Origin of the sequence: Streptomyces sp. NPDC014991, assembly GCF_043080665.1 — a bacterium.
Classification (GTDB): domain Bacteria; phylum Actinomycetota; class Actinomycetes; order Streptomycetales; family Streptomycetaceae; genus Streptomyces.
In genome coordinates this window covers 1-26,460 of record NZ_JBIBVY010000008.1, presented here as the reverse complement: position 1 = coordinate 26,460, position 26,460 = coordinate 1, and the positions used below count along the sequence as shown (strand labels likewise).

The following is a 26,460-nucleotide window of genomic DNA, read 5'->3' as shown; positions in this document are numbered from 1 at the left end:
CTATAGAGGCGTGGGTTCCCGCCGGACCATTATTGCCAACTCAACCATTCAACAGATCAGTTGACCGGACCGGGAAACCCTTGACGCCGGACCCCGTGCGACGGCAGGCTGACGTGGTGATCTTCAGTGCCGCACCGGAGAGCCGGCGATGACGGGGCCGGTGCTCGCGGTCGACCAGGGCACATCCGGCACCAAGGCGCTCGTCGTCTGCCCCGAACGCGGCGTGCTCGGCACCGGGTTCGCCGAGGTCCGCCCCCGGTACCTGCCCGGCGGCCTGGTCGAGGTGGACCCGGCCGGGCTGTACGACTCGGTGGTCGACGCCGGCCGCCGCGCGCTCGCCGAGGCCGGTGAGGACGTCGTCGCCCTAGGCCTCGCCAACCAGGGCGAGACCGTCCTCGCCTGGGATCCCGCAACCGGCCGCCCGCTCACCGACGCCCTGGTGTGGCAGGACCGGCGCGCCGAGACCGTCTGTGCCGGACTGGCCGCGCACGCCGACGAGCTGCGGCAGCTGACCGGCCTGCCCCTCGACCCGTACTTCGCCGCCCCCAAAATGGCCTGGATCCGCCGTCACCTCACCCGCGAGGGCGTCGTCACCACCTCCGACGCCTGGCTGGTCCACCGCCTCACCGGCGCCTACGTCACCGACGCCGCCACCGCCGGCCGCACCCAGCTGCTGGACCTGGACAGCGCCACCTGGTCCCCGCGCGCCCTCGACCTGTACGGGCTGGCCGGCGAACGCCTGCCCGAGGTGACCGACGCCGCGGAACACGTCGGCACGACACGGGCGTTCGGCCCCGAGATCCCGCTGACCGGCCTCGCCGTCGACCAGCAGGCCGCCCTGCTCGCCCAGCGCGTCACCGGGCCCGGCGCCGCAAAGTGCACCTACGGCACCGGCGCGTTCCTCCTCGCCCACACCGGCGACCGCCCCCGGCGCGGCGGCTCCGGCCTGGTCAGCTGCGTGGCCTGGCGGCTCGCCGGACACACCAGCTACTGCCTGGACGGCCAGGTGTACACGGCCGCCTCCGCCGTCCGCTGGCTCACCGACCTCGGCGTCCTCTCCTCCGCGGCCGACCTCGATCCGGTCGGCGGCACCGTCCCCGACAGCGGCGGGGTCACCTTCGTCCCGGCCCTCGCCGGACTCGCCGCCCCCTGGTGGCGCGGCGACGCGCGCGGCTCCCTCACCGGCCTCGGCCTCGACACCACCCCCGGGCACCTCGTGCGCGCCCTGTGCGAGGGCATCGCGGCCCAGGTCGCCGAACTCGCCGAGGCCGCCGCCACCGACCTCGGCACCCCGCTGGACACCCTCCGCGTCGACGGCGGACTGACCCGCTCCGCGCTCCTCATGCAGACCCAGGCCGACCTGCTGCAACGCCCCGTCGAGGTGTCCGCGCTGCCCGACGCCACCGCGCTCGGCGCCGCCGCCCTCGCCCGCCTCGGCGTGACTCCCGCCCTGAGCGTCGAGGACGCCCTGCCCGACTGGAAGCCCGCCACCGTGTACGAGCCCCGCATCCCGGCCGACCGGGCCGCCGAACGCCGCACCCGCTTCCGTACCGCCGTCGCCGCCCTCCTCGGCCCGTGACCGTCACCGCGGACGGCCCGCTGCCGTCGACGGCGTACGACGTGGCGATCGTCGGCGCCGGTGTCGTCGGCTGCGCCGTCGCCCGTGAACTCGCCCGCCACCCCCGCCTGCGCATCGCCCTCGTCGAGGCCCAGGACGACGTCGGCCAGGGCACCTCAAAGGCCAACACCGCGATCCTGCACACCGGTTTCGACGCGACCCCCGGCACCCTGGAGGCCCGCCTGGTCCGCGAGGGCTACGGGCGGCTCGGCGCCTACGCCGCCGAAACGGGCATCCCCGTCGAACGGGTCGGCGCGCTGCTGGTCGCCTGGGACGAGGAGCAGCTGGCCGCGCTGCCCCGGCTCGCCGCGAAGGCCGAGCGCAACGCCTGCGCCGGCACCGTGCTGCTGAGCCCGGGCGAGCTGTACGCCCGCGAACCCCACCTCGGCCCCGGCGCGCTCGGCGCCCTGCACGTTCCCGGCGAGAGCGTCATCTGCCCCTGGACGACCACCCTCGCCTACGCCACCCAGGCCGTCCGAAGCGGAGTCGACCTCCACCTCAACACCGCCGTACGGGACGTGCGGTGGGCGGACGGGCACCGGCTGACCACCACCAGGGGCACCCTGCACGCCCGCCACCTGGTCAACGCGGCCGGACTGCACGCCGACACCCTGGACCACCGCCTCGGACACCGGGACTTCACCGTCACCCCGCGCCGCGGCCAGCTCCTGGTGTTCGACAAGTTCGCCCGCCCCCTCGTCCGGCACATCCTCCTGCCCGTCCCCACCGCCCTCGGCAAGGGCGTCCTCGTCGCCCCCACCGTCCACGGCAACGTCCTCCTCGGCCCCACCGCCGAGGACCTGCCCGACAAACGGGCCACCGGGTCCACCGCCGACGGGCTCGCCTCGCTGCGCGACCAGGGCCGGCGCATCCTGCCCGCCCTGCTCGACGAGGAGGTCACCGCCGTCTACGCCGGACTGCGCGCGGCCACCGGGCACGAGGACTACCGCATCACCGCCCATCCCGAGCAGGCGTACGTCACCGTCGGCGGCATCCGCTCCACCGGCCTCACCGCGTCCATGGCCATCGCCGCCCACGTCACCGGCCTGCTGACGGACACCGGCCTCGATCCCGGCCCGGTACGCGAACCGGCCGCGGTCGCCCTGCCCCAGCTCGGCGAGGCCTTTCCCCGCCCCTACGAGCGACCCGACCTCATCGCCGAGGATCCCGAGTACGGCATCCTCGTCTGCCACTGCGAGCGCGTATCCCGCGGGGAGATCCGCGACGCCCTCGCCGGCCCGGTCCCGCCCCGCAGCCTGGAGGGCCTGCGCCGACGCACCCGGGCCCGGGCGGGCCGCTGCCAGGGCTTCTACTGCGGGGCGGCGGTGCGCGAGCTGTTCGAGCGGGGGCCCGGCGACGGAAGGAACGGGCCATGACGACAGTGCGCCGCGTCGACGTCCTCGTCGTCGGAGCGGGTCCCGCCGGGCTCGCCGCCGCCGCGCGGCTGGCCGTGGCCGGTGCCGGGCGCGTGGAGGTGCTGGAACGTGAGGCGTCGCCCGGCGGCGTCCCCCGGCACTGCGCGCACGGCGGCTTCGGCACCTGGACGCGCCCGCTGACCGGCCCCCGCTACGCCCGCCTGCTCACCGAGGCCGCCGTACGGGCGGGCGCCACCGTCCGCACCCGCACGACCGCGCTGGACTGGGCGACGCCGGGCCCGGCGCTCCAAGTCGTCGGTCCCGGCGGGCCCGAGACCATCGAGGCGCGGGCGGTCGTCCTGGCCACCGGCGCCCGCGAACGCCCGCGCCCCGCCCGGCTGGTGCCCGGCACCCGCCCCGCCGGCGTCTACACCACCGGCGAACTCCAGCAGGCCGTCCACCTGTTCGGTCAGCACATCGGCAGCCGCGCGGTCGTCGTCGGTGCCGAGGACGTCTCGTACGCGGCCGTCGGCACCCTGCGCGCGGCGGGCACCGAGGTCGTCGCCCTGGTCACGGAACACCCGCGCGCCCGGACCGGCCGCGCCCGCGCCCAGGCGGCCCGGCTGTTCCGCGGCATCCCGCTGCTGACCGGCGCCACGGTCGCCGAACTCCTCGGCCACGGACGCCTGTCCGGTGTCCGCGTCCGCCACCGGGACGGCCGTACGGCCGTCCTGCCCTGCGACACCGTCGTGTTCACCGGCGACTTCGTCCCCGACCACGAACTCGCCCGGCGCGGCGGCCTCGTCCTCGACCCCGGCACCCGCGGCCCCGCCGTCGGCGGCTCCCTGCACACCTCGCGGCCCGGCGTCCTCGCCGCCGGCAACGTCCTGCACGCCGTGGAGCCGGCCGGCACCGCGGCCCGCGAGGGCGCCCGGGCGGCCGGCGCCGTCCTGGACCTCCTGGCGGGCGCGCCCTGGCCGGACCCGGGCGTCCCCGTCACCGTCGAGGCGCCGCTGCGCTGGATCGCCCCCAACCGCGTCACACCGGGCGCCCGGTCCGCCCCCCACGTGCTGCGCACCGGCACCCCGCTGGCCCGCCCGGTCCTCCTCGTCCACCAGGACGGCCGCCTGCTGCACCGCGAGCGCCTCGGCCCCGGCACCGTCCCACCCCACCGCCCCCTGACCCTCACCGACCACTGGCACGGCCTGGTCGACCCCGAGGGCGGAGCGGTACGGGTGAGCACCGAGTAGCCTCCGGCCGTCGACGCCGCGCCACCGGCCTCGCCGCCTCCCGAGGCACCGTCGGACGCGAACGCCGGCGCGCCCTACCGCCGGGTCCCCGGCCACCGGGTGAACGGCACCGCAGCCGCCCACCCCCGTACCGGGTCGCCGGCACAGCGGTCCGCGATCTCACGCGGCGTCCAGTCCCGGCCGCGGGGCGGTCCTGGAGGAACGGTGCACCGACCCCCGGAGGAACCGTCGGGTCCCGGCCCCGGGTGCGGGGGAGCGGCGGGTTGCCGGGCCCGGGAACGCTCCCTGCCCCCGGCCCCGGGTACGGCGGCTCACACGTCCGGGAACGCGCCGTGCCGGCCCGCTCCGGAGGCGAAGCGGGCCGCGCCCTCCGTGCCGTGGGCCAGAACGGCCATGCCGTGGCGGAGTTCGCCGCGCAGTGCCGTCTCCTCGTCCCGGCCCTCCTGGTCGAGGACCGACGCGCGGTCGCCGCGAAGGCAGGCCTGGGGGAAGCGGGCGATCCGCGCGGCGAGCGCCTCGGCCTCGGCGCGGGCGGTACCGGCCGGCACCACGCGGTCGGCGAGCCCCGTCGCGTGCGCCTCGCGGGCGGGGACCGGGCGGCCCGTGAGGATCATGTCCATGGCCCGGCCGGTCCCGATCAGCCGGGGCAGCCGTACCGTGCCGCCGTCGATCAGCGGCACCCCCCAGCGCCGGCAGAACACCCCGAACACCGCGTCCTCCTCCGCGACCCGAAGATCGCACCACAGGGCGAGTTCCAGGCCGCCCGCGACGGCGTGCCCGGCCACCGCCGCGATCACCGGCTTGGACAGCCGCATCCGCGTCGGCCCCATCGGCCCGTCACCGTCCTCCGCCACCCGGTTGCCGCGTTCCGTGCCGATCGCCTTCAGGTCCGCGCCCGCGCAGAACGTGCCGCCCTCCCCCCACAGCACCGCCACCCGGGCGCCGTCGTCCGCCTCGAACGACCGGAAGGCGGCGGCGAGTGCGGCGGCCGTCGGCCCGTCGACCGCGTTGCGGGCCTCCGGCCGGGAGAGGACGACCGTGGTGACGTACTCCTGCCGTTCGATCCGCACCGGCATACGGCAACCTCCTTCTCGGGCCCCCTGCGCAGGCGGGGACGGTGACCTCCCGGTAGCTTGCCGTCGATGGTCCCTCAGGCGCACCGGCGCCCCGGGCGTCGACGCCCCCGGCACCGCCGCCCCTGCCGGGTGACCGCTGCTGCCGCCCAGGTCAGGCACGTCGCGACGGCCGCCACGCACAGCCGCGGCAAGGACGCGGGACGCGGGTGGCCGACGCCCGCGGCGCGCAGCCGGCGGCGGCGCGCCCCGCCGGGAGGGTGCGGGACAGGGGGCGTCGGCGGGAGTGGAAGAGCGTGGCCCTTGACCTCGACGATGCTTGAGGTTCTACGTTCTCTTCCATGAGCATGGAAACCACCGCCTGGACGCAGCTGCACAGCGTGATGAACGCGCAGTCCGAGCGTCGCCCCCTCGCGCGCGCCACGCTGCGCCGCATCGCCGCCTTCGCCCGCCCCCACCGCGCCGGCATCGTCCGGTTCGTGCTCCTGGGGGTGGTGACGGCCCTGCTCGCCGTGGCGACCCCGGTGCTCGCCGGCCGCGTCGTCGACGCGATCGTGGCGGGGCACGACTCCCGCACCGTGGTCCGGCTCTCCCTGCTCATCGGCCTCGTCGCCCTCGCCGAGGCGGGGCTCGGCATCCTCGGCCGGCGCCTGTCGGCGACGCTCGGGGAGGGACTCATCCTCGACCTCCGCACGGCCGTGTTCGATCATGTGCAGCGCATGCCCGTCGCGTTCTTCACACGCACCCGTACGGGCGCGCTGGTCAGCCGTCTCAACAACGACGTGATCGGTGCCCAGCGGGCGTTCGCCAACACCCTCTCCGGCGTGGTCAGCAACCTGGTCACCCTGCTGCTCACGCTCGCTGTGATGCTCACCCTGTCCTGGCAGATCACCCTGCTCGCGCTGGTGCTGCTCCCGGTGTTCGTGCTGCCCGCCCGCCGCATGGGCCGCCGGATGGCCCGCATGCAGCGGGAGGCGGCCACGCTGAACGCGGCCATGGGCACCCGGATGACCGAACGGTTCTCCGCCCCCGGCGCCACCCTGGTCAAGCTGTTCGGCCGCCCGGAGGAGGAGTCCGCCGAGTTCGCGGCCCGCGCCCGCGAGGTCCGTGACATCGGCGTGCGCACGGCCACGGCCCAGTCGGTCTTCATCACCTCCCTCACCCTGGTCTCGGCCCTCGCCCTGGCCCTCGTCTACGGCCTGGGCGGCTGGTTCGCGCTGCGCGGCACCCTGGAGCCCGGCGCGGTGGTCTCCCTCGCCCTGCTGCTGACCCGTCTGTACGCCCCGCTGACCGCGCTCGCCGGGGCCCGGGTCGAGGTGATGAGCGCGCTGGTCAGCTTCGAGCGGGTCTTCGAGGTGCTGGACCTGAAGCCGCTCATCGAGGAGAAGCCCGACGCCCGCGAGGTCCCCGACGGCCCGGTCGCCGTCGAGTTCGAGGACGTCCGCTTCGCCTACCCGTCCGCCGAACAGGTCTCCCTCGCCTCCCTGGAGGAGGTCGCCGCCCTAGACACCCGGGGCGGAGCCGAGGTCCTGCACGGCATCTCCTTCCGCGCCGAACCCGGCCAGACCGTCGCCCTCGTCGGCTCCTCCGGCGCCGGCAAGTCGACCATCGCGCAGCTCCTGCCGCGCCTGTACGACGTGGACGCGGGCGCGGTCCGCATCGGCGGGACCGACGTCCGTGACGTGACCGCCGCGTCGCTGCGGGCCACCCTCGGCATGGTCACCCAGGACGGTCACCTCTTCCACGACACGGTCCGCGCCAATCTGCTGCTGGCCCGGCCCGACGCCACGGACGACGACCTGTGGGACGCCCTCGGCCGCGCCCGCCTCGCCGACGTCGTACGGTCCCTGCCCGACGGCCTGGACACGGTCGTCGGCGAGCGCGGCTACCGGCTCTCCGGTGGCGAACGCCAGCGCATGACCATCGCCCGGCTGCTGCTGGCCCGCCAGCGCGTGGTCATCCTGGACGAGGCCACCGCCCACCTGGACAACACCTCCGAGGCGGCCGTCCAGGAGGCGCTCACCGAGGCCCTGGAGGGCCGCACCGCCGTCGTCATCGCGCACCGCCTGTCCACCGTGCGGGCCGCCGACCAGATCCTGGTCGTGGAGTCCGGCCGGATCGCCGAACGCGGCACGCACGAGGAACTGCTGGCGGCGGGCGGCCGGTACGCGGAACTGCACCGCACCCAGTTCGCCCGGCGGGACGCGACCGTACCGACGGTCTGAGCGGCCACGGCCCACGGGTACCCGGCCCCTCCCCGGGGCGTGAGCGGAACCGGACGCGGAAGCCGTGATCGGGTCGAGTACCCGCCGACAGGCCCGGACCGGAGGCAGACCCCACCCTCTCCGAGGCCGGGACCGGACTGGCCGGACGTGCGGGGGCGGCTGCGCCAGGAGAGCGTCCGCCTCACCGCACCCGCTCGAACACAGGACGCCGGGCGGGGGAGCACCGCGGTGGCGAGCACGACCGTGCCGCGCCTCTCGGACTTCGGAACCGACGCGCGGGCCGGCGCGCCGCCCGCCCGGCGACACCGCGGACGGCACCGACGAGGCGGCCGGATCCGGCGCGGCCGACAGCTGACAGGTGTGAGCCGCCCGGGCCTGGATACGCGGTCTGGACGGCACCACCGCCCGTCCGGAAGGTCAGCCCCCTCATGACCAGCGCACAGGAGCCCGGCCACCACTCCGAGGTGACCCTCCGGGTCAACGGCAAACCGCACACCGTGCTCGTCGACCACCGGCGCGTCCTGCTGGACGTGTTGCGCGAGGACCTGGATCTCACCGGGTCCAAGAAGGGCTGCGACCAGGGCCAGTGCGGTGCCTGCACCGTGCTGGTGGACGGGCGCCGCCTCAACAGCTGTCTGCTGCTCGCCGTCGCCCTCGACGGCCGTGAGGTCACCACCGTCGAGGGCCTCGGCGGTGACGGCGAGACGCCGCACCCGCTCCAGCGGGCCTTCCTGGACCGCGACGCCTTCCAGTGCGGCTACTGCACCCCCGGCCAGCTCTGCTCCGCCGTGGGCATGCTCGCCGAGGCCGCGGCCGGCCACCCCTCCCACGTCACCGACCCGGCGGCCCCCGCCGGGCGGCCCGTACCGCTGGACCGGCCCGAGATCCGCGAGCGGATGAGCGGCAACCTGTGCCGCTGCGGCGCCTACCCGCGCATCGTCGAGGCGATCGAGGACGTGATCGAGTGACCGGCTTCGGATACCTCAGGCCCGCCGGCCTCCAGGAGGCCGTCGAGGCGTACGCCGCCCACCCGGGCGCCCGCTACCTCGCCGGCGGCACCAACCTGGTCGACCTGCTGAAACTGGGCGTCGAGCGGCCCGCCCTCCTCATCGACATCGGCCGGCTGCCGCTGGACGCCGTGGAGGAGCTGCCCGACGGCTCCCTGCGCGTCGGCGCCACCGTACGCAACAGCGACCTGGCCGCCGACCCACGCGTCCGCGACCGCTACCCGGTCCTGTCCCAGGCACTGCTGGCGGGCGCTTCCGCACAGCTGCGCAACGCCGCCACCACCGGCGGCAACCTGCTCCAGCGCACCCGCTGCCCCTACTTCCAGGACCTGGACAAACCCTGCAACAAACGGGAGCCGGGCAGCGGCTGCGGCGCCCGGGACGGCGTCCACCGCGACCACGCGGTCCTCGGCCACTCCGAGCACTGCATCGCCACCCACCCCTCCGACATGGCCGTCGCCCTGGCCGCGCTGGACGCCCAGGTCGAGCTGTACGGCGCCGACGGCCCCCGGCGTCTCGCCGTGGCCGACCTCTACCGGCTGCCCGGTGAGCACCCCGAACGGGATACCTGGATCCGTCCCGGCGAACTGATCACCGGGGTGGTCCTGCCGTCCGCCACGGCCGGTGTCCCCTCCGCCTACCGCAAGGCCCGGGACCGGGCGTCGTACGCGTTCGCCCTCGCCTCCGTGGCCGTCGTCCTGAAGGTCGTGGACGGGGTCGTGGACCAGGCCGGCGTCGCCTTCGGCGGGCTCGCCCACCGGCCCTGGCGGGCCCGGCACACCGAACTGGCCCTGCTGGGCGCCCCCGCCACCCCGGCCGCGTTCGAAGGGGCCGTGGCACTCGAACTCGCGCACGCCGAGCCGCTGCGGGACAACGCCTACAAGGTGCCCCTCGCCCGCAACCTGGCCCTCGACGTCCTGCACCGTCTCGCCCCGGCAGCCGCAACGGCCTGAGCCGCCACAGGAGGAACCATGACCGGCAGCGCCCTGGGCGCCCCCGCCGAGCGCCGGGAAGGACGCCAGAAGGTCACCGGCACCGCCCGCTACGCCGCCGAGTACGCCCTGCCCGGCCGCGCCCACGCCTGGCCCGTGCCGGCCGCGGTGGCGTGCGGCCGGGTCACCGGCGTCGACACCTCCGTCGCCCTCGCCCTGCCCGGCGTCCTCGCCGTCCTCACCCCGGGCGACGCCCCGCGCCTCGCCGAACCCGAGGACGCCACCCTCGCCGTCCTCCAGGACGCCGCCGTACCGCACCGGGGCTGGTGCGTGGCCCTGGTCGTCGCCGAGACCCTGGAGACGGCCCGTGCCGCCGCCCGCGCGGTCCGCGTCAGCTACGACACCCGGCCCCACGACGTGGACCTGAACGAGGGCCACCGGGACGCGTACGCGCCCGAGGAGGCCGGCGGACAGCCGGGCAGCCTGGAGCACGGCGACCCGGAGGGGGCCTTCGCCGCCGCCGACGTACGCGTCGACGTCACCTACCGGGTGCCGCCGCTGCACAACCACCCCATGGAACCGCACACCAGCACCGCCCACTGGGACGGCGACCGGCTCACCGTGTACACCTCCAGCCAGGGCGGTACGGCCGTCCGTTCCGTGCTCGCCCAGCTGTTCGAGCTGTCCGAGGAGCGGATCACCGTCGTCGCCGAGCACGTCGGCGGCGGCTTCGGCTCCAAGGGCACCCCGCGCCCGGACGTCGTCCTCGCCGCGATGGCCGCCCGGCACACCGGCCGGCCCGTCACCCTGGCCTGCCACCGCCGTCACCTGCCCACCACCACCGGCCACCGCGCCCCCACCCGGCAGCGGATCCGGCTGGGAGCGGACGCGGACGGCCGCCTCACCGCACTGCTGCACGAGGTGACCACCTACACCTCGCACGTGAAGGAGTTCGTGGAGTACGCCGGAGTCGTCTCCCGCACCATGTACGCCACCCCCGCCCTGCGCAGCGCCCACCGCGTCGTCCCCCTGGACGTGCCCAGCCCGTCCTGGATGCGGGCGCCCGGCGAGGCCCCCGGCATGTACGCCCTGGAATCCGCACTGGACGAACTCGCCGACGCGGTCGGCGTGGACCCGGTGGAGCTGCGCGTCCGCAACGAACCCGACCGCGAACCCGGCAGCGGCAAGCCGTTCAGCAGCCGGAGCCTCGTGCAGTGCCTGCGCGAGGGCGCCCGCCGCTTCGGCTGGGCCGGCCGCGACCCACGCCCCGGCGTCCGCCGTGAAGGCCCCCTGCTCCTGGGTACCGGCGTGGCCGCCGCCACCTACCCCGTGATGGTGTCCCCGTCCGCGGCCTCCGTCCAGGCCCTGCCCGACGGCACGTTCACCGTCCGGATCAACGCGGCCGACATCGGCACCGGCGCCCGTACCGTCCTCGCCCAGATCGCCGCCGACGCCCTCGGCGTCCCCCTGGAGCGGGTGCGTACCGAGGTCGGCCGCAGCGACCTGCCGCCGGCCCCGCTGGCCGGCGGCTCCTCCGGCACCGCCTCCTGGGGCTGGGCCGTGCACGAGGCGTGCACCCGGCTCGCCGCGCACCCCGGCCCGCTGCCCCCCGACGGCCTGACCGTCCGCGCCGACACCACCGGCCTCGCCGACGCCGACAGTCCCTACGCGCGGCACGCGTTCGGCGCCCACTTCGCCGAGGTCGCCGTCGACACCGTCACCGGCGAGGTCCGGGTCCGCCGGCTGCTGGGCGTCTTCGCCGCCGGCCGGATCCTCAACGCCCGCACCGCGCGCTCCCAGTTCACCGGCGCCATGGTCATGGGCCTCGGCATGGCGCTCACCGAGGGCAGCACCCTGGACCCCGCGTTCGGTGACTTCCCCGAGACCGACCTCGCCTCCTACCACGTGCCCGCCCACGCCGACGTCCCCGCCGTCGAGGCGGACTGGATCGACGAGGACGATCCCCACCTCAATCCGATGGGCAGCAAGGGCATCGGCGAGATCGGCATCGTCGGCACCGCCGCCGCCCTCGGCAACGCCGTCCACCACGCCACCGGCATCCGCTTCCGCGAACTCCCCCTCACCCCGGACCGCGTCCTCACCAGCCTGCTGTCCGAGGCCTGACCCGGCCCGGCCGGGTCCGTCAGCCCTCGGCGACCGGGTAGCGGTGCACGGGGGGCAGGTCCGGCAGGAGGTCCGGCCACATGGTGTCCAGGACGTGGGCGCTCGGCGTGAACAGCGGTCGGGACAGGGCGGGCAGGTCGGCGACCTCGTGCCACTCCCAGCGGTGGATCAGGTGCGGTTCGGTGACGACCGGTTCGCCGGAGAACGCGGTGACCTGGACGGCGGCCGTCAGCCGGGGTATGCCGTCGACGGAGTCCAGCAGGACGGCCCGTACCCGGGCGCCGGCCGGGTCGGCCCGCAGTGACGTCTCCTCCGCCAGCTCCCGCACCCCGGCGGCGGCGAAGTCCTCACCCGGGTCGTTCTTGCCGCCGGGCAGCTCCCAGACGCCCCGCACCGACCAGCCCAGCAGCACCCGCCCCGCCGGATCGGTGACCACGACACCGGCCCCGGTCAGGGCGTGCGGGACGGGGCGCCCCTTGGCGGCGCACACCAGCGGGCCGGGGGCGGGGCCGCGCAGCACGAGCAGGGCCAGGCCATCGGCGTCGTGACGCCCGGCCGACTCCCAGCCCGCGCGGAGCAGTCCGATCTCCCCCTCGTCCAGGGCGACGGCCCGCTCGCCCTCCGGTACGGCGTCCGCGACCGGCGTGATCACGCACAGCGCGCCGCCGGGACGCAGCCGCTCCCGCAGCCGGTTCAGCACCCGGGTACGGTCGCGGACGAACGCCCAGCCGAGCCGGACGGTGATCAGGTCGTAGGCAGGGTGGGGGAGCTGGTCCAGGTCGTCGCGTTCGACGTCCAGCCGTAGGTACGCCACCTCCGGCCCGTCCGTGCGCCGGGCCTCGGCGAGCGCGGTGGCGGACAGGTCGACCGCGTCCACCCGGTACCCCGACCCGGCCAGGTGGCGGGCGAGTTCGCCGAGCCCGCAGCCCACGTCCAGGGCCAGCCCGCCCGCGGGCGCCGGGACCTGTCCGGCGAGCAGCCGCCGCTCGGCGTCGCCCAGCGGCCGGAACCGGCCGCCGCTCGCGTAGTGGGCGTCCCACTCCTCGGGTGTCAGGTGTGCCACCGGGTCTCCTCCGTGCGTGCCGGTCCGTTCCGCCGCCAAGGCAATCATGGCCGGGGGAGGGACCGGACACACCCGCCGACCCGGGCAGCGTCGGCCCCGGAACACCTCCGGTCCGCACCCACCGCCGTACGCGATCTCGACGCCGGGGCCCGACGGGACCACCATTCCCTGCAAGGAGCGGTCGAGGGCGACAGGAGCTGCCGGACATGCACGTGAGCGACGTACCCCTGCGCGTCCTGGCGGTGGACGACGAGCAACCCGCGCTCGAGGAACTGCTGTACCTGCTGGGGCAGGACCCGCGGGTCGGCACGGTCGTGCCCGCGCCCGCGGCCACCGAGGCGCTGCGCCGCCTCAGCCGGGCCATGGGGGAGGGGCCGGACGGCGCGGACACCTTCGACGTCGTGTTCCTCGATGTCAGCATGCCGGGCCTGAACGGCCTCGATCTGGCGCGTCTGCTCGGCGGATTCGTCACGCCGCCGCTGATCGTCTTCGTCACCGCCCACGAGGACTTCGCGGTCCGCGCCTTCGACCTCAAGGCCGTCGACTACCTGCTCAAGCCGCTGCGCAAGGAGCGCTTCGCCGAGGCCGTGCGGCGGGTCGCCGAACTGGTCCGGGCCGGGCAGGGGCCCCGGCCCGCCGTCCTCCCGCCGCCCACGCCCGCCCTCGGCGACCAGATCCCGGTGGAACTGGGCGGGGTGACCCGGTTCGTGTCCGTCGCCGACATCACCTACGCCGAGGCACAGGGCGACTACGCCCGGCTGCACACCCGCGACGGCAGCCACCTGGTACGGATACCGCTGTCCACGCTGGAGGAACAGTGGCGCGCACGCGGCTTCGTACGGATCCACCGCAGTCGTCTCGTCGCGCTCGGCCGGATCGAGGAACTCCGTCTGGACGGCGGCAACCTGAGCGTCCGGGTCGGCGACCGTATCCTCGCGGTGAGCCGCCGCAACGCCCGCGAACTGCGCGACCTGCTGGCCCTGCGCGCGGCGGCCCGGTCCCGCTGAGCCCACGGCGTCGGCGGTCCGGGCGCCGCGCCCGGAGCGCCGGGCCGTGGGGAATCCCGTCCGCCGGGTGTCCCGACGGTGGCGCCCTGCGTACACTCGCCGCACACACAAAGTGATCACCGTGGCGTCGGGGAGTGCGTGATGGGTACGGAGTCCGTCCCTCGCAGAGAAGTGGTCACCGGACGGCCGCACACGCCCGGCGGCGGCCGCACCGCACCGCCCCCGGCCCCCGTGCCCGCCCCCGGCCCCGCCCACCCGGACGGAGACGCCGCCGTCCAAGCCCTGATGCGGCGTCAGATGCGGGCCGCCGTCACCGCGACGGCCCTGCTCGCGGCCCCGCTCGGCCTGCTCCCCGTCCTCCTGCGGGTCCTGCCGTTCACCGGCACCGCGCCCCGCGTCCCGCCCGCCCTCTGGCTCCTGCTCGGCGTGGCGCCGTACCCGGCGCTGCTGGGCATCGGTGCCTGGTACGTCCGCCGGGCCGAGCGCAACGAGACCGGCACGGCCGCCCCCGCGGAGCGCCCCTGACCATGCGCCGACCACACACCGGGGCCGGCCGGTGAACCGGACGTACGGCATCGCGGGCGTGACGGCCGTGGTCCTGGCCACGGTCCTCGTCGGCGCGCTGGGCCTGCGCGTCTCCCGCACCACCTCCGACTTCTACGTCGCCTCACGCACCGTCGCCCCCCGGCTCAACGCCTGTGCGGTCAGCGGCGAGTACCTTTCCGCCGCCTCCTTCCTCGGCGTCGCCGGGCTCGTCCTCGCCCAGGGCGTCGACATGCTGTGGTTCCCCATCGGCTACACCGCCGGGTTCCTGGTGCTGCTGGCCTTCGTCGCCGCCCCGCTGCGCCGCTCCGGGGCCTACACCCTGCCGGACTTCGCCGAGGCCCGGCTGGAGTCCCGGGCGGTCCGCCGGATCGCGGGCGGGCTGGTCGTCGGCATCGGCTGGCTGTATCTGCTGCCCCAGCTGCGCGGGGCCGGGCTGACCCTGCGGCTGCTCACCGGCGTGCCCGGCTGGTTCGGCGGCCTGATCGTCGCGGCCGTGGTGACCGCGGCGGTGGCCGCCGGCGGGATGCGCAGCATCACCTTCGTCCAGGCCTTCCAGTACTGGCTGAAACTCACCGCCCTGCTGGTGCCCGTGGCCTTCCTGCTGCTCGCCTGGCGCGCCGACCACGCCCCGGCTCCCTCCTGGGACGACCGGCCCGTCCTCCACCGTTCGACCGAGGTGCGCCTGGACCAGCCGGTCACCCTCACCGCCCGCGCACCGGTCCACGTGACCGTCCACGGGTCCGTCGACGGCCGTACCGTACACGGCGGTTCGGTCATCCTCGCCGAGGGCCGGCACCGGATCGGCGCGGACACCACCCTGCGCTTCCCGGCCGGCGCCCAGGTCCCGCTGCCGGACCGCGCGTCCGGCCGTACCGCCCCGTCCAGCTGGGCGAGACCGCTCTCCTCGGACCGCGAACAGCACAGCCTGTACGCCACCTACGGGCTGATTCTGGCCACCTTTCTCGGCACGATGGGGCTGCCGCACGTCGTCGTCCGCTTCTACACCAACCCCGACGGCCGTGCCGCCCGCCGCACCACCGTGATCGTGCTCGGCCTGCTCGGCGCCTTCTACCTGCTGGTGCCCCTGTACGGCATGCTGGGCCGGCTGTACGCGCCCGACCTGCTGCTCACGGGCGACACGGACGCCGCGGTCCTCGTGCTGCCGCAGCGGCTGATCGGCGGGGTCGCCGGTGACCTGCTCGGAGCCCTCGTCGCCGGCGGCGCCTGCGCGGCCTTCCTGTCCACCGCCTCCGGGCTCACCATGTCGGTGGCCGGCGTGCTCGCCCAGGACGTGCTGCCCGCCCTGGGCGTACGCCACTTCCGGCTCGCCGCCCTGCCCGCGATCGCGGTGCCCACCGCCGCGGGTGCCGTGGTCAGCGACCTGCCGGTGGCCGACGCGGTCGGGCTCGCCTTCGCCGTGTCCGCCTCCTCGTTCTGCCCGCTGCTCGTGCTCGGCATCTGGTGGCGCGGCCTGACCCCGCCGGGCGCGATCGCCGGGCTCCTGCTCGGCGGCGGCTCGGCGCTCACCGCCGTCTCGGTGACCATCGCGGGCGGCGCCCGTTCGGGCTGGCTGCACACCCTGCTGGCCTGGCCCGCCGTGTGGTCCGTGCCCGTGGGGTTCGCGGCCATGGTGCTGACGTCCCTGGCCACCCGCGACCGGGTGCCACCCGGCACGACCGCCACGATGGCCCGCCTCCACCTTCCCGAACCCCCCCCCGCCCACCCCTGACCGCCCCCACCCCGACCGAGGAGTCCCGTGTCCGTCCGCCCGCCGGATCGTCTCCAGCCGTACCGCTCATGACCGTGCTCGTCACCACGGTCCTCGTTCTCGCCGGGCTCGCGCTGTTCGTGCTGGGGGCCGCCCTGGGGCACGGCGCGGCGCGCCGGCAGCTGGAGCACGCGGCCGGCACCGACGGGACGCGGGCCCTCGCGCACGCCCTGCACTCCGCCGCGCTCGCCGCGGCACCGCTGCGCGCCGGACTGACCCCGGAAACGGCCCGCAGGACGGCCCGCCGGCTGCGCCCCCTGCTCGGCGCCCCGGCCCTCGCCCTCGCCGACGACACCCGGGTCCTCGTCTGGGACGGCGCCGCCGAGCACCACCGCGACCAGCTCGCGGCCCGGCTGGCTCCCGCCCCGCGCCCCCGTGCCTTCGCCCTGTCCTGCGCCGACGAGGGCTGCCCCGTGCGCTGGGCCGCCCTGGCACCGCTCACTGCCGGCGGGGTGGCCGCCGGCACGCTCGCCGTGTTCGCGGGCGCGGAGTCCGCCACGCTGGTCCGGGCCGCGGAGGAGGCGGCCCGCCGGCTCTCCGTGGAACTCGACCTCGCCGGCCTCGACCGGGCCCGCTCCAGTGCGCACGAGGCCGAGGTGCGGGCGCTGCGCGCACAGATCTCCCCGCACTTCGTGTACAACTCCCTCGCGAGCATCGCCTCCTTCGTCCGCACCGACCCCGACCGCGCCCGCGAACTGCTGCAGGAGTTCGCCGAGTTCACCCGCTACTCGTTCCGTCGCGACGGCGACTTCACCACCCTCGCCGAGGAACTGCGCTCCATCGAGCAGTACCTGGAGCTGGCCCGCGCCCGGTTCGGCCACCGCCTCCAGGTCACCCTGCGCATCGCTCCCGAGGTGCTGCCCGTGACGCTCCCGTTCCTGTGTCTGCAACCCCTGGTCGAGAACGCCCTCAAGCACGGCCTGGAGGACTCCGTGGAGCGCAGCAGGGTGACGATCACCGCCGAGGACGAGGGCACCGAGGCCCGGGTCGTCGTCGAGGACAACGGCGTCGGCATGGAACCGGATCGGCTGCGCGGGATCCTGCGCGGCACGGGCGGGGCGTCCACCGGCATCGGCCTGAGCAACGTGGACCGCAGGCTGCGCCAGGTGTACGGCGACGACCACGGACTCGTCATCGAGACGGGTGTGGGAGCCGGTACGAAGATCACGGTCCGGGTGCCGAAGTTCCGGCCGGGCGTCCAGGCACCCCCGCCCTGACACCACCGTCCGGCCACGGTGGCCGAACCCCGACGGTCGTGCCTCCGGATCGACGGCCCCCCTCTCCGTGGCATTGGTCACGTTCACGCGGACGCCGACAGGGGCAGGGCTTCTCCTCGGGGGCGCGGGCGGCGAGCCGCCTTGCCGCAGGGACGGGGGTGGGGCTTGTGTGGGGGAATGGTGAACGGTGGTCGTGATCACGTCTGCGCCCGGCGGGTCGTCGGCGAGCGTTAACGGCAGCGTCACAGCGATTCGTGGTGCTTCACCGCATAAATACGTATGGTTGTGCGAAGAGATCCATGAACGGATGGCGAGGGCGGTATTTCTCGCCGGTCATGTGAGGTTCGGGCGCGAACTGCGGTTCACCATGTGTGTAGGCAACACGGGCGGCTGACGCACAGGCCAGGGGGGTTACTTGATGTTCTTCATCAAACCGGGCCGTGTCACGCAGCAGCCGCTCCGGCAGGGCGGAGCGCGCAGACCGTCCCTTCGCGCAGCACGGCGGACGGGGCGCTGAGGCGCCCCGGTCGAGTCGGAGAAGGGCGCGCCGCACGGATCGTGCGTGCGGGCCGTCGGCGGACAAGGCAGCTGTGAGGTGCGAAATCGTGCTGGACGGCGGACACGAGCAGACGCAGGACACCTTTCCGCTCTTCCGGGCAGGTCCCCGGAGAGCCACGGCGGGGGACAGGGCACCACCTCCGAGCGGCCCCGAAGAAGCGGCCAACGGGTCAGAGCGACACCCCCACGAGATCAGAACGCCACCCGATCACGAGTCAGAGGTTTGTAGTGCCCCCGCGATATTCAGTCATCTCCGAACAAATTCTTCTGGAATCATCTTCCGAACCGGGCCGCTCTATTGCACAATCCGCGCTGTTCTGGCTTGACGGACGGCTTGGCAAAAGCATGGAGTTAGCAGCCGCGGCGTCGCAACCGGCCCCGGGGGAACGGGCCGGTCGCGGCACCGCGCTGGAGGCCCGCATCTGGTACGCCACGCTGCTGACACGAGTCCGCGGCCTGCGGCCGGCCGGCCGTCTCGTCGCCTCGGCCACGTCCGCCCCCCACGCACCGCACCGGCCGGAGGTGCAGGCGGCGCTGCACCTGTGCCAGGCGGAGATCCACCTCGCCGCGGGCAGGCCCGCCGAGGCGGCGGCAGCGGCCGAGGCGGGACTCCGGCTGGCCGGGCAGGCCGGGAGCCGTGGTCTCCCGCCGCGGGGGCACGTGGTCATGGCCGTGTGCTCGGTGCGCTCCCTGGACCTGACGACGGGTCTGCTGTACGCCAACTACCTGCGGGACGCGGGGCTGCTCGGGCAGGAGAACCTGATGCCGGGCCAGTGCGTGTGGGCCGCCGCCCAGGCTCTGGAGGCCCGCAACGGCCTCCAGAGCGTGGCCCATCTGCTGAAGGGCATCGCCCACGACGACGTGCTCGCCGGCGATCTGCTGGTGTCCCAGCCGGCGGCGGCCTCCTGGCTGGTCCGGGCCGGGCAGCGCCTCGGCGACGACGACCTCGCCGAGGGGACCGCGCGCCACATGAGCCAACTCGCCCGCGCCAACCGGAGCTTCCGCAGCGTACAGGCGGCGGCCGAGCATGCCTCCGCGCTGTACGAGCGGAACGCGGACGCCCTGGAGGCGGCCTCGGAACGGCACCTGGACCCGTGGGCCCGGGCGTCCGCGCTGGAGGACGCGAGCCGCATACGTTCCGCGCGCGTCTCGGAGCGCGACCGGGCGGTCGACCTGCTCCGGCGCGCGGCCGACGCCTACCTGGGGGCCGGCGCGTCCAGGGACCTGTCCCGCGTGCAGAGCCGGATCCGGGAACTCGACGGCCAGTGCGGCCGGCCGACCCGCAGCCGGACCCGGGTCAGCCGGCTCACGGACACCGAGTTCGCGGTGGCCGAACTCGTCAGCCAGGGCCTGACCAACGGGCGCGTCGGCAGCCAGCTGTACATCTCTCCCCACACGGTGGCGTTCCACCTGAAGAAGATCTTCCGCAAGCTCGACGTGACCTCCCGCGTCGAACTGGCCCGCTCCTGGAACCGGATCCTGGTGGAGGAACGCGCGGACTCCCCGCGGGAGTCCGAGCCCGGCTTCAAGATCCGGCCGCCCATGGCCCGGCAGGCCGTGTAGCCACCCATCGGCGCGGGGCCCTCGTCGCAGGTGGCAGCCCCGCGCCGGGACCACCGCCCCCGCCCTACCAACCTGGGGGATGCCGCCGCGGTGGTCTCTGCCCGTAGCCTCCCGTCGAGGGAGGCACCGCTCCTCACCGTGGTGTGCCGTCCGCCGGCGATTGCCGGCCGGAAGGGACCGGACGGGTTGCCGGAACAGCCGTACGAGTGGCCAGGAGTCATGTCATGACCCATCTTCTGCACATCGACGCGAGCATCCGCTCCGGCGAGTCCGTGACGCGGCAGCTCACCGCCGAGTTCGCCACCCAGTGGCGGCAGAACCACCCCGACGCCGGTTACACCTACCGCGACCTCGGCGCCGAGCCGGTCCCGCACATCACGCACGAGGTGCGGGAGTGGCTCTTCGACCCGACCGGCGACCTGCACGGCGTCAGCCCCGAGGAGCAGGCGCTCACCGAGGCGCTCGTCTCCGAGGTCCGCGAGGCGACCACGATCGTGCTCGGCATCCCGATGTACAACTACACGATCCCGTCGTCGATCAAGGCCTGGATCGACCGGCTGGTCAGCCCGGCCCACATGATTCTCCCGGGTGCCGAGTCCGGCGCGCTGAGCGGCAAGAACGTCATCGCCGTCACCGCGCGCGGCGGCTCCTACGCCCCCGGCACCCCGCGTGAGGGCTGGGACTACCAGGAGCCGTACCTGCGGGCCGTGCTCAGCGCCATCGGCCTCGCCGACCACCTGAAGTTCGTGCACGCCGAACTCACCTTCGCGGCGATCGTGCCCGCCATGGCGCAGCTGAAGCCGCTGGGCGAGAAGTCCCTGGCGGACGCCCGCGAGACCCTGCGCAAGCTGGCCCTCTGACCTTCGGCACCACCGTTTTCGCGGGCGGGCGCACCCGTGGGGGGCGCGGTTCTCCGCGGGCAGGTACGTTCGCACACACTGTGGGGAAGGTGCTTCATGAGCGAGATGCTCTCCTACGAAGAAGTCTGGTCACGCACCCATCACTTCGACCCGCCCGCGATCTTCGACACGCTCCGGGAGGAACGCCCGCTCGCGCGGATGGCCTACCCCGACGGTCACATCGGCTGGATCGCCACCAGCCACCGGCTGGTCCGGGAGGTCCTCAGCGACCCCCGCTTCAGCCACAGCCTGGAGATCGGCCACTTCCCGGTCACCAAGTACGGTGCTCCCGTACCGCAGTTCCCGGCGCTGCCCGGCATGTTCATCCACATGGACCCGCCGGACCACACCCGCTTCCGCCGCATGCTGGCGCGGGAGTTCACCGTCCGGAGCATCGCCGAACTCGCCCCCCGCGTCGAGGCCGTGGCCGCCGAGCAGATCGAGGCGGTGCGCGAGCACGGCGCCCCCGCCGACCTGCTCGCCACCTTCGCCAAGCCGTTCGTCCTGCGGGTCCTGTCCGAGCTGGTCGGCCTGCCGTACGAGGAGCGGGACCGGTACCAGGACGTGCCCGCCATCACGCACGACCCGGACGGTGACGCCGAGGAGGCGATGGCCGCCTACCAGCAGGTCGGCGCGCTCATCGGGGAGACCGTCGAGCGCAAGCGCAAGGAACCCGGCGACGACATCATCAGCCGGCTCCTGGCCGCAGGCGAGCTGTCCGACGAGGAACTGGGCAACATGGTCGCCCTGTTGCTCTTCGCGGGCTACGAGACGACGGAGAGCGCGCTCAGCGTCGGCGTGCTGGCGCTGCTGCACCACCCCGAGCAACTCGCCGCCCTGCGCGCCGACCTCACCCGGGTCGACGCGGCGGTGGAGGAGATCCTCCGCTATGTGACCGTCAACCAGTACGAGATCTTCCGTACCGCGCTGGAGGACGTCGAGCTGGACGGCCGGACCGTGAAGAAGGGGGAGACCGTCACGGTGTCCCTGCCGGCCGCCAACCGCGACCCGGCGAAGTACGGCTGCCCCGCACAGCTCGACCTCGACCGCGACACCGCCGGACACCTGGCGTTCGGCCACGGCATCCACCAGTGCGTCGGCCAGAACCTGGCCCGCCTCGAACTGCGCACCGGCCTGCGCGCGCTGCTGGAGGCCTTCCCGGACCTGCGGGCGGCCACACCGGCCGAGGAGATCCCGCTGAGCCTGCGCGGATCCGTCTTCGGGCTGAAGAGCCTGCCCGTCACCTGGTAGCACCCCGCACCCCCTGGTAGCACCACCGCTCCGACCACCTCAGGCGGCGCGGCGGCGCCCCGCGCAGTGTCGCGCGGGGCCGGCCGCCCCCGCTCCTCCGGGCGCCTGACCGCCGCGCGCACCAGCGCGGCGCAGGGATGTTCTGCTTCCGTCGTTCCGGACGACGGCCGGCTGTCCGATGCCGCACAGCCGCCTCCGCCGTGTCCGGCAACCGCTCCCGTCCTGCTGCTCCCGGTACCCGCTGCCGCCCTGTGGAAGGAGTCCGAGGCGTGCGTCCCGACCTGGTCACACCGCTTGCGGTCACGCTCCGACAGCACGCTTCCCGCACTCCGGAGAAGGTCGCCTTCGCAGACGACCGGCGCTCCGTCACCTACGGCGAGCTGGAGGCGCGTACCCGGCGGCTCGCCGGACATCTCGTCCGCCTCGGTCTGCGGCGCGGTGACCGGGTGGCGCTCTGCCTCGGCAACACCGTCGCCATGGTGGAGGGCTATCTCGCGGTCGTGCGCGCCGGCGGCGTCGGCGTCCCCGTGAACCCCCGGTCCGCGCCCGCCGAGCTGGAGTACCTCCTCGCCGACAGCGGCGCGGTGTTCGCCCTCGCCGGGGCGGGCAGTGCAGTGACGTTTCTCCAGGCGGTGGCGTCCGCCGCCCCCCGTACCACCGTCCTGGTGGCCGGGACCGCGTCCGTGCCACCCGGCACCCACGCCTACGACGAGCTGGCGGTCACCGACCCGGGCACGCCCGCCCCCGACGACCTCGGTCTGGACGAGGTGGCCTGGATGTTCTACACGTCCGGCACCACCGGGCGCCCCAAGGGCGTGTTGTCCACCCAGCGCAACTGCCTGTGGTCGGTCGCCGCCAGCTACGTGCCCCTGCCGGGCCTCACCCCGGACGACCGGGTGCTGTGGCCGCTGCCGCTCTTCCACAGCCTGTCCCACATCGCCTGCGTGCTGTCCGTGACCGCCGTCGGCGCCACCGCCCGCATCACGGACGGCAGTTCCGCCGACGACGTACTGGACCTGCTCCGCGAGGAGAAGGCCACCCTGCTCGCCGGGGTCCCCACCACCTACCACCACCTCGTCGCCACCGCCCGGCACACCGGCCTGTCCCTGCCCGACCTGCGCATCGGCCTCGTCGGCGGCGCCGTCACCGGCTCCGAGCTGCGCCGCTCCTTCGAGGAGACCTTCGGCGTCCCGCTGGTGGACGCCTACGGCAGCACCGAGACCTGCGGCGCGATCACCATGAACCCGCCGGACGGCGCCCGTGTCGAAGGCTCGTGCGGGCTGCCGGTCCCGGGCGTCGACGTCCGCGTCGTCGACCCCCGTACCGGACAGGACGTGCCCACCGGACAGGAGGGCGAGGTCTGGGTCAGCGGCCCCAACGTCATGGTGGGCTACCACAACAGCCCCGAGGCGACCCGTGCCGCCCTGCGCGACGGCTGGTTCCGCACCGGCGACCTGGCCCGCCGGGACGCGGCCGGTTACTTCACCGTCTGCGGCCGGCTCAAGGACCTGATCATCCGCGGCGGCGAGAACATCCACCCCGACGAGGTCGAATCGGTCCTGCGCGGCGCCCCCGGAGTCGCCGACGCCGGAGTCGCCGGCGCCGCCCACGACACCCTGGGCGAGGTCCCCGTCGCCTGGGTGGTCCCCGGTCCGGCCGGTCTGGACACGGCCGCCCTCCTCGAACACTGCCGCACCCGGCTTTCCGCCCACAAGATCCCCGAGCGGATCCAGGAGACCACCGCCATCCCGCGCACCGCCTCCGGGAAGATCGTCCGCAGGCTGCTCGCCGCACAGCCGTACTGGCCGCGGCACACCGCCGACGGCCACCACGACGCCCTGGTGACCTCCGCCTGGATCCCCGCGCCCACCGGGCCCGCCGCCGCCCGCCCGGCCGCGTGCGCCCTGGCCGGCGAGGACACCACCAAACTCGCCGCCGCCCTGCGCACGGCGGGCGTCCACGCCGACCTCCACCCCGACCTGGCGTCGGCGGCGCGCAGCGATTCGCCGCTGACCGTCCTGCTGCCGCCGGCCGCCACCGCCGACCCGGAAACTTCGGCGCGCGTCCTCACCGAACACGTCACCAGCGGTGCCGCCCCCGCACCGCTCGTGGTCCTCACCCGGGGAGCCACGCCCGCAGGCGACACCGCGCCCGACCCCGCGGGCGCCGCGCTGTGGGCCGCCGTACGGTCCCTCCAGGCGGACGGACACCCGCAGGTGACCGTCATCGACCTCGGCACCGACGGCCCGGACGCGGACACGCTGCTCACCGCCCTCGCCACCGGCGAAACCCAACTCGCGCTTCGGCGAGACCAGTTACTGGTACCCCGGCTGCTGCCCGCCCCCCTGGACGACCGGCCGCGGCCCGCCCCGGCGCTCACCCGCCCCGGCACCGTCGTCGTCACCGGCACGGACACCCCCCTCGGCGCCGCGCTGGCCCACCACCTCGCCGACGTCCACGGGGCCGGCCACCTGCTGCTCGTCCACGCACCCGGCACCACCGACGGCACCGACCCGAACGCCTGGCCCGCCGGCACCCACACCACCAGCGTCACCGCCGACGGCCCCGGCCCGCACCACGCCCTGGCCGACATCCGGCACCCGATCACCGCGGTGGTGCACACCACCGGCGATCCCCACCTCGCCCACGCCCTCGACGAACTCGCCGACGACGGAGCCGAGTTCGTCACCGTAACCGACGGCTCCGCCACCCTGGGCGCGCCCGGCGACCTGGACCGGGCCGTCCGCCACGCCCGTACCGAGGCGGTCGCACACGCCCGCCGGGCGCGGGGCGCCACCGCCTCCACCCTGGCCTGGACCGGCTCCCGGGACACCGAGGACGGAACGGGCCGACCCGTCGACCTGCTGGCCGCGTTCGACGTACTGCTGGCCGGACGGGCCCCCGCCCTCCTCGCGCCCCGCCCCGCCCTGCCCGACCCGCCCCGGCCCGCGCCCGCGATCCTCCGCGCACTGACCCGACCGCCGGCCCGGCAGGTACGGCCCGACCCGGCGGTCACCGCGGCCCTGCGCACCCGCCTGGCCGGCCTGGACGACCGCGCCCAGCTGTCCCACCTCGAACAACTGGTCCGGGAACAGGCCGCCGCGGTCATGAACGGACCGGGCACGGCCCCGCTCCCCGCCGACCGCGCCTTCCGCGACCTCGGCCTGACCTCGGTGACCGTCGTCGCCCTGCGCGACCGGCTCACCGAGCACACCGGGCTACGGCTGCCCACCACCGTGACCTTCGACCACCCGACCCCGCGCGACCTGGCGGCCCACCTCCACGGCGCGGTCCTCGGCCTGGACGACACCCGGGCACGACGGGAGCGGCCCGCCGGCGCCACCGACCCCCAGGAGCCCATCGCCATCGTCGGCATGGCCTGCCGGCTGCCCGGCGGCGTCGACACCCCTGACCAGCTGTGGCAGTTGCTCACGGAGGGCCGGGACGCCGTCTCCGGATTCCCGACCGACCGGGGCTGGGACCTGGACGGCCTCTTCGACCAGGACCCGCACAGAACGGGCACCTCCTACGTCGACCGGGGCGGATTCCTGCCGGACGCCGGCCGGTTCGACGCCGGCTTCTTCGGCATCTCGCCGCGCGAGGCGCTGGCCATGGACCCGCAGCAGCGGCTCCTGCTGGAGACCTCCTGGGAGGCACTGGAACGGGCCGGCGTCGACCCGACCTCCCTCAAAGGCACCGATGTCGGCGTGTTCGCCGGGGTGATGGGCCAGCAGTACGGCACCGGCGGCGAAGTACCCGCGGAACTCGAAGGCTTCGTCACCACCGGCACCGCGACCAGCGTGGCCTCCGGCCGGGTCGCCTACGTGTTCGGCCTCGAAGGCCCCGCCGTCACCGTGGACACCGCCTGCTCCTCCTCCCTGGTCGCCCTGCACCTGGCCGCCCAGGCCCTGCGCCGCGGGGAATGCTCCGTGGCCCTGGCCGGCGGCGCCACCGTCATGGCGACGCCAGGCACCTTCGTGGAGTTCTCCCGGCAGCGCGCCCTGGCCGCCGACGGTCGCTGCAAGTCGTACGCGGAGGCCGCCGACGGCACCGGCTGGGCCGAGGGCGCCGGCGTCCTCGTCCTGGAACGGCTGTCGGAGGCCCGCCGCAACGGGCACCGGGTGCTCGCGGTGGTCCGGGGCAGCGCGGTCAACCAGGACGGCGCCTCCAACGGTCTCACCGCTCCGAGCGGCCCGTCCCAGCAGCGGGTGATCCGCAGGGCACTGGCCGACGCGGGCCTGACCCCGGCCGACGTCGACGCGGTCGAGGGCCACGGCACGGGTACGACTCTCGGCGACCCGATCGAGGCGCAGGCTCTGCTCGCCACCTACGGTCAGGACCGCGAACGACCGCTCTGGCTCGGCTCGTTGAAGTCCAACATCGGGCACACGCAGGCCGCCGCCGGAGTCGCCGGGGTCATCAAGATGGTGCAGGCGCTGCGGCACGGCATCCTGCCGGCCACGCTGCACGTCGACGCCCCCTCCTCCCAGGTCGACTGGTCGGTGGGCGCGGTGGAACTCCTCACCGAGGCCCGGGACTGGCCCGAGGCCGACCGTCCCCGCCGGGCCGGCGTGTCCTCGTTCGGCGTGAGCGGCACCAACGCGCACGTGATCCTGGAACAGGTGCCCGACGAGCCCGTCACCCCCACCGAGACGTACGACGGTGTGCTGCCGCTGGTGGTGTCGGCGGCCTCGGGGGGTGCTCTGGCGGGGCAGGCGGAGCGGCTTGCGGTGTTCGTCGGTGACACGGATGCGTCGCTGGTGGAGGTCGCGGGCGCGCTCGCCTCCCGGCGGGCGCTGCTGTCCGAGCGGGCCGTGGTCGTCGCCGGTTCCCGTGACGAGGCGGTGACCGGGCTGGGCGCGCTGGCTCGCGGGGAGTCGGCTGCCGCTGTGGTGAGTGGTGCGGTGGCTTCGCCCGGGCGGACGGTGCTGGTGTTTCCCGGTCAGGGTTCGCAGTGGCTGGGCATGGGGCGGGAGTTGCTGGAATCGTCGCCGGTGTTCGCCG

Annotated in this window: 17 protein-coding genes; 15 read left to right on the top strand and 2 right to left on the bottom strand. The window is 75.0% G+C overall.

Annotated elements, in window-relative coordinates:
- Positions 1-148: 148 nt before the first annotated feature.
- From ACF1BE_RS14830 to ACF1BE_RS14820, 3 genes are read left to right on the top strand one after another with little or no spacing between them, the layout of a single operon-like run.
- Positions 149-1,579, top strand: a complete 1,431-nt coding sequence (locus tag ACF1BE_RS14830; protein WP_392199414.1) for an FGGY family carbohydrate kinase — start codon at positions 149-151, stop codon at positions 1,577-1,579.
- Positions 1,576-2,994 carry an FAD-dependent oxidoreductase gene (locus tag ACF1BE_RS14825; RefSeq protein WP_392199413.1) on the top strand — a complete coding sequence of 473 codons (1,419 nt, stop codon included), beginning with the start codon at positions 1,576-1,578 and terminating at the stop codon, positions 2,992-2,994. Before ACF1BE_RS14830 ends, ACF1BE_RS14825 begins: the two co-directional genes overlap by 4 nt.
- Positions 2,991-4,223 (top strand): NAD(P)/FAD-dependent oxidoreductase, encoded by a 1,233-nt coding sequence (locus ACF1BE_RS14820; RefSeq protein WP_392199412.1) that lies wholly within the window; start codon positions 2,991-2,993, stop codon positions 4,221-4,223. Before ACF1BE_RS14825 ends, ACF1BE_RS14820 begins: the two co-directional genes overlap by 4 nt.
- A gap of 311 nt (positions 4,224-4,534) precedes the next feature.
- Here ACF1BE_RS14820 and ACF1BE_RS14815 read toward each other — a convergent pair whose 3' ends face one another.
- Entirely contained in the window at positions 4,535-5,299 is a 765-nt protein-coding gene (locus ACF1BE_RS14815) for a crotonase/enoyl-CoA hydratase family protein (RefSeq protein ID WP_392199411.1), read from the bottom strand.
- Positions 5,300-5,643: 344 nt separating this feature from the next.
- Here ACF1BE_RS14815 and ACF1BE_RS14810 point away from each other — a divergent pair, with 344 nt between their 5' ends.
- The 4 genes from ACF1BE_RS14810 to ACF1BE_RS14795 all read left to right on the top strand — a co-directional run bounded on the left by ACF1BE_RS14810 (position 5,644) and on the right by ACF1BE_RS14795 (position 11,584).
- A complete protein-coding gene (locus tag ACF1BE_RS14810) occupies positions 5,644-7,521 on the top strand; it encodes an ABC transporter ATP-binding protein (protein ID WP_392199639.1) in 1,878 nt (625 codons plus the stop codon).
- A gap of 428 nt (positions 7,522-7,949) precedes the next feature.
- Positions 7,950-8,489: a (2Fe-2S)-binding protein gene (locus tag ACF1BE_RS14805; RefSeq protein ID WP_392199410.1), complete on the top strand. Its 540-nt coding sequence runs from the start codon at positions 7,950-7,952 to the stop codon at positions 8,487-8,489.
- Positions 8,486-9,481, top strand: a complete 996-nt coding sequence (locus tag ACF1BE_RS14800; RefSeq protein WP_392199409.1) for an FAD binding domain-containing protein — start codon at positions 8,486-8,488, stop codon at positions 9,479-9,481. Before ACF1BE_RS14805 ends, ACF1BE_RS14800 begins: the two co-directional genes overlap by 4 nt.
- A gap of 18 nt (positions 9,482-9,499) precedes the next feature.
- On the top strand, positions 9,500-11,584 hold the full coding sequence (locus ACF1BE_RS14795) for a xanthine dehydrogenase family protein molybdopterin-binding subunit (protein ID WP_392199408.1): 2,085 nt from the start codon (positions 9,500-9,502) through the stop codon (positions 11,582-11,584).
- 19 nt (positions 11,585-11,603) lie between these two features.
- Here the strand turns inward: ACF1BE_RS14795 and ACF1BE_RS14790 are convergent, their stop codons facing one another.
- Entirely contained in the window at positions 11,604-12,647 is a 1,044-nt protein-coding gene (locus tag ACF1BE_RS14790; protein ID WP_392199407.1) for an NUDIX domain-containing protein, read from the bottom strand.
- 206 nt (positions 12,648-12,853) lie between these two features.
- On the opposite strand from ACF1BE_RS14790, the gene ACF1BE_RS14785 reads away from it, so the two are divergent.
- The 8 genes from ACF1BE_RS14785 to ACF1BE_RS14750 form a co-directional block, all read left to right on the top strand.
- Positions 12,854-13,654, top strand: a complete 801-nt coding sequence (locus ACF1BE_RS14785; protein ID WP_392199406.1) for a LytR/AlgR family response regulator transcription factor — start codon at positions 12,854-12,856, stop codon at positions 13,652-13,654.
- Between the two features lie 141 nt (positions 13,655-13,795).
- A complete protein-coding gene (locus tag ACF1BE_RS14780) occupies positions 13,796-14,179 on the top strand; it encodes a hypothetical protein (RefSeq protein ID WP_392199405.1) in 384 nt (127 codons plus the stop codon).
- A gap of 31 nt (positions 14,180-14,210) precedes the next feature.
- Positions 14,211-15,929 carry a cation acetate symporter gene (locus tag ACF1BE_RS14775; protein ID WP_392199404.1) on the top strand — a complete coding sequence of 573 codons (1,719 nt, stop codon included), beginning with the start codon at positions 14,211-14,213 and terminating at the stop codon, positions 15,927-15,929.
- A gap of 68 nt (positions 15,930-15,997) precedes the next feature.
- On the top strand, positions 15,998-17,185 hold the full coding sequence (locus ACF1BE_RS14770; RefSeq protein WP_392199403.1) for a sensor histidine kinase: 1,188 nt from the start codon (positions 15,998-16,000) through the stop codon (positions 17,183-17,185).
- A gap of 903 nt (positions 17,186-18,088) precedes the next feature.
- On the top strand, positions 18,089-19,306 hold the full coding sequence (locus ACF1BE_RS14765; protein ID WP_392199402.1) for a LuxR C-terminal-related transcriptional regulator: 1,218 nt from the start codon (positions 18,089-18,091) through the stop codon (positions 19,304-19,306).
- A 224-nt stretch (positions 19,307-19,530) separates the two neighbouring features.
- Complete coding sequence (locus ACF1BE_RS14760) at positions 19,531-20,166, top strand: FMN-dependent NADH-azoreductase (RefSeq protein ID WP_392199401.1); 636 nt, start codon at positions 19,531-19,533, stop codon at positions 20,164-20,166.
- Between the two features lie 96 nt (positions 20,167-20,262).
- Entirely contained in the window at positions 20,263-21,456 is a 1,194-nt protein-coding gene (locus ACF1BE_RS14755; protein WP_392199400.1) for a cytochrome P450, read from the top strand.
- Between the two features lie 269 nt (positions 21,457-21,725).
- On the top strand, positions 21,726-26,460 hold a 4,735-nt coding region (locus ACF1BE_RS14750), incomplete at its 3' end, for a beta-ketoacyl synthase N-terminal-like domain-containing protein (RefSeq protein WP_392199399.1).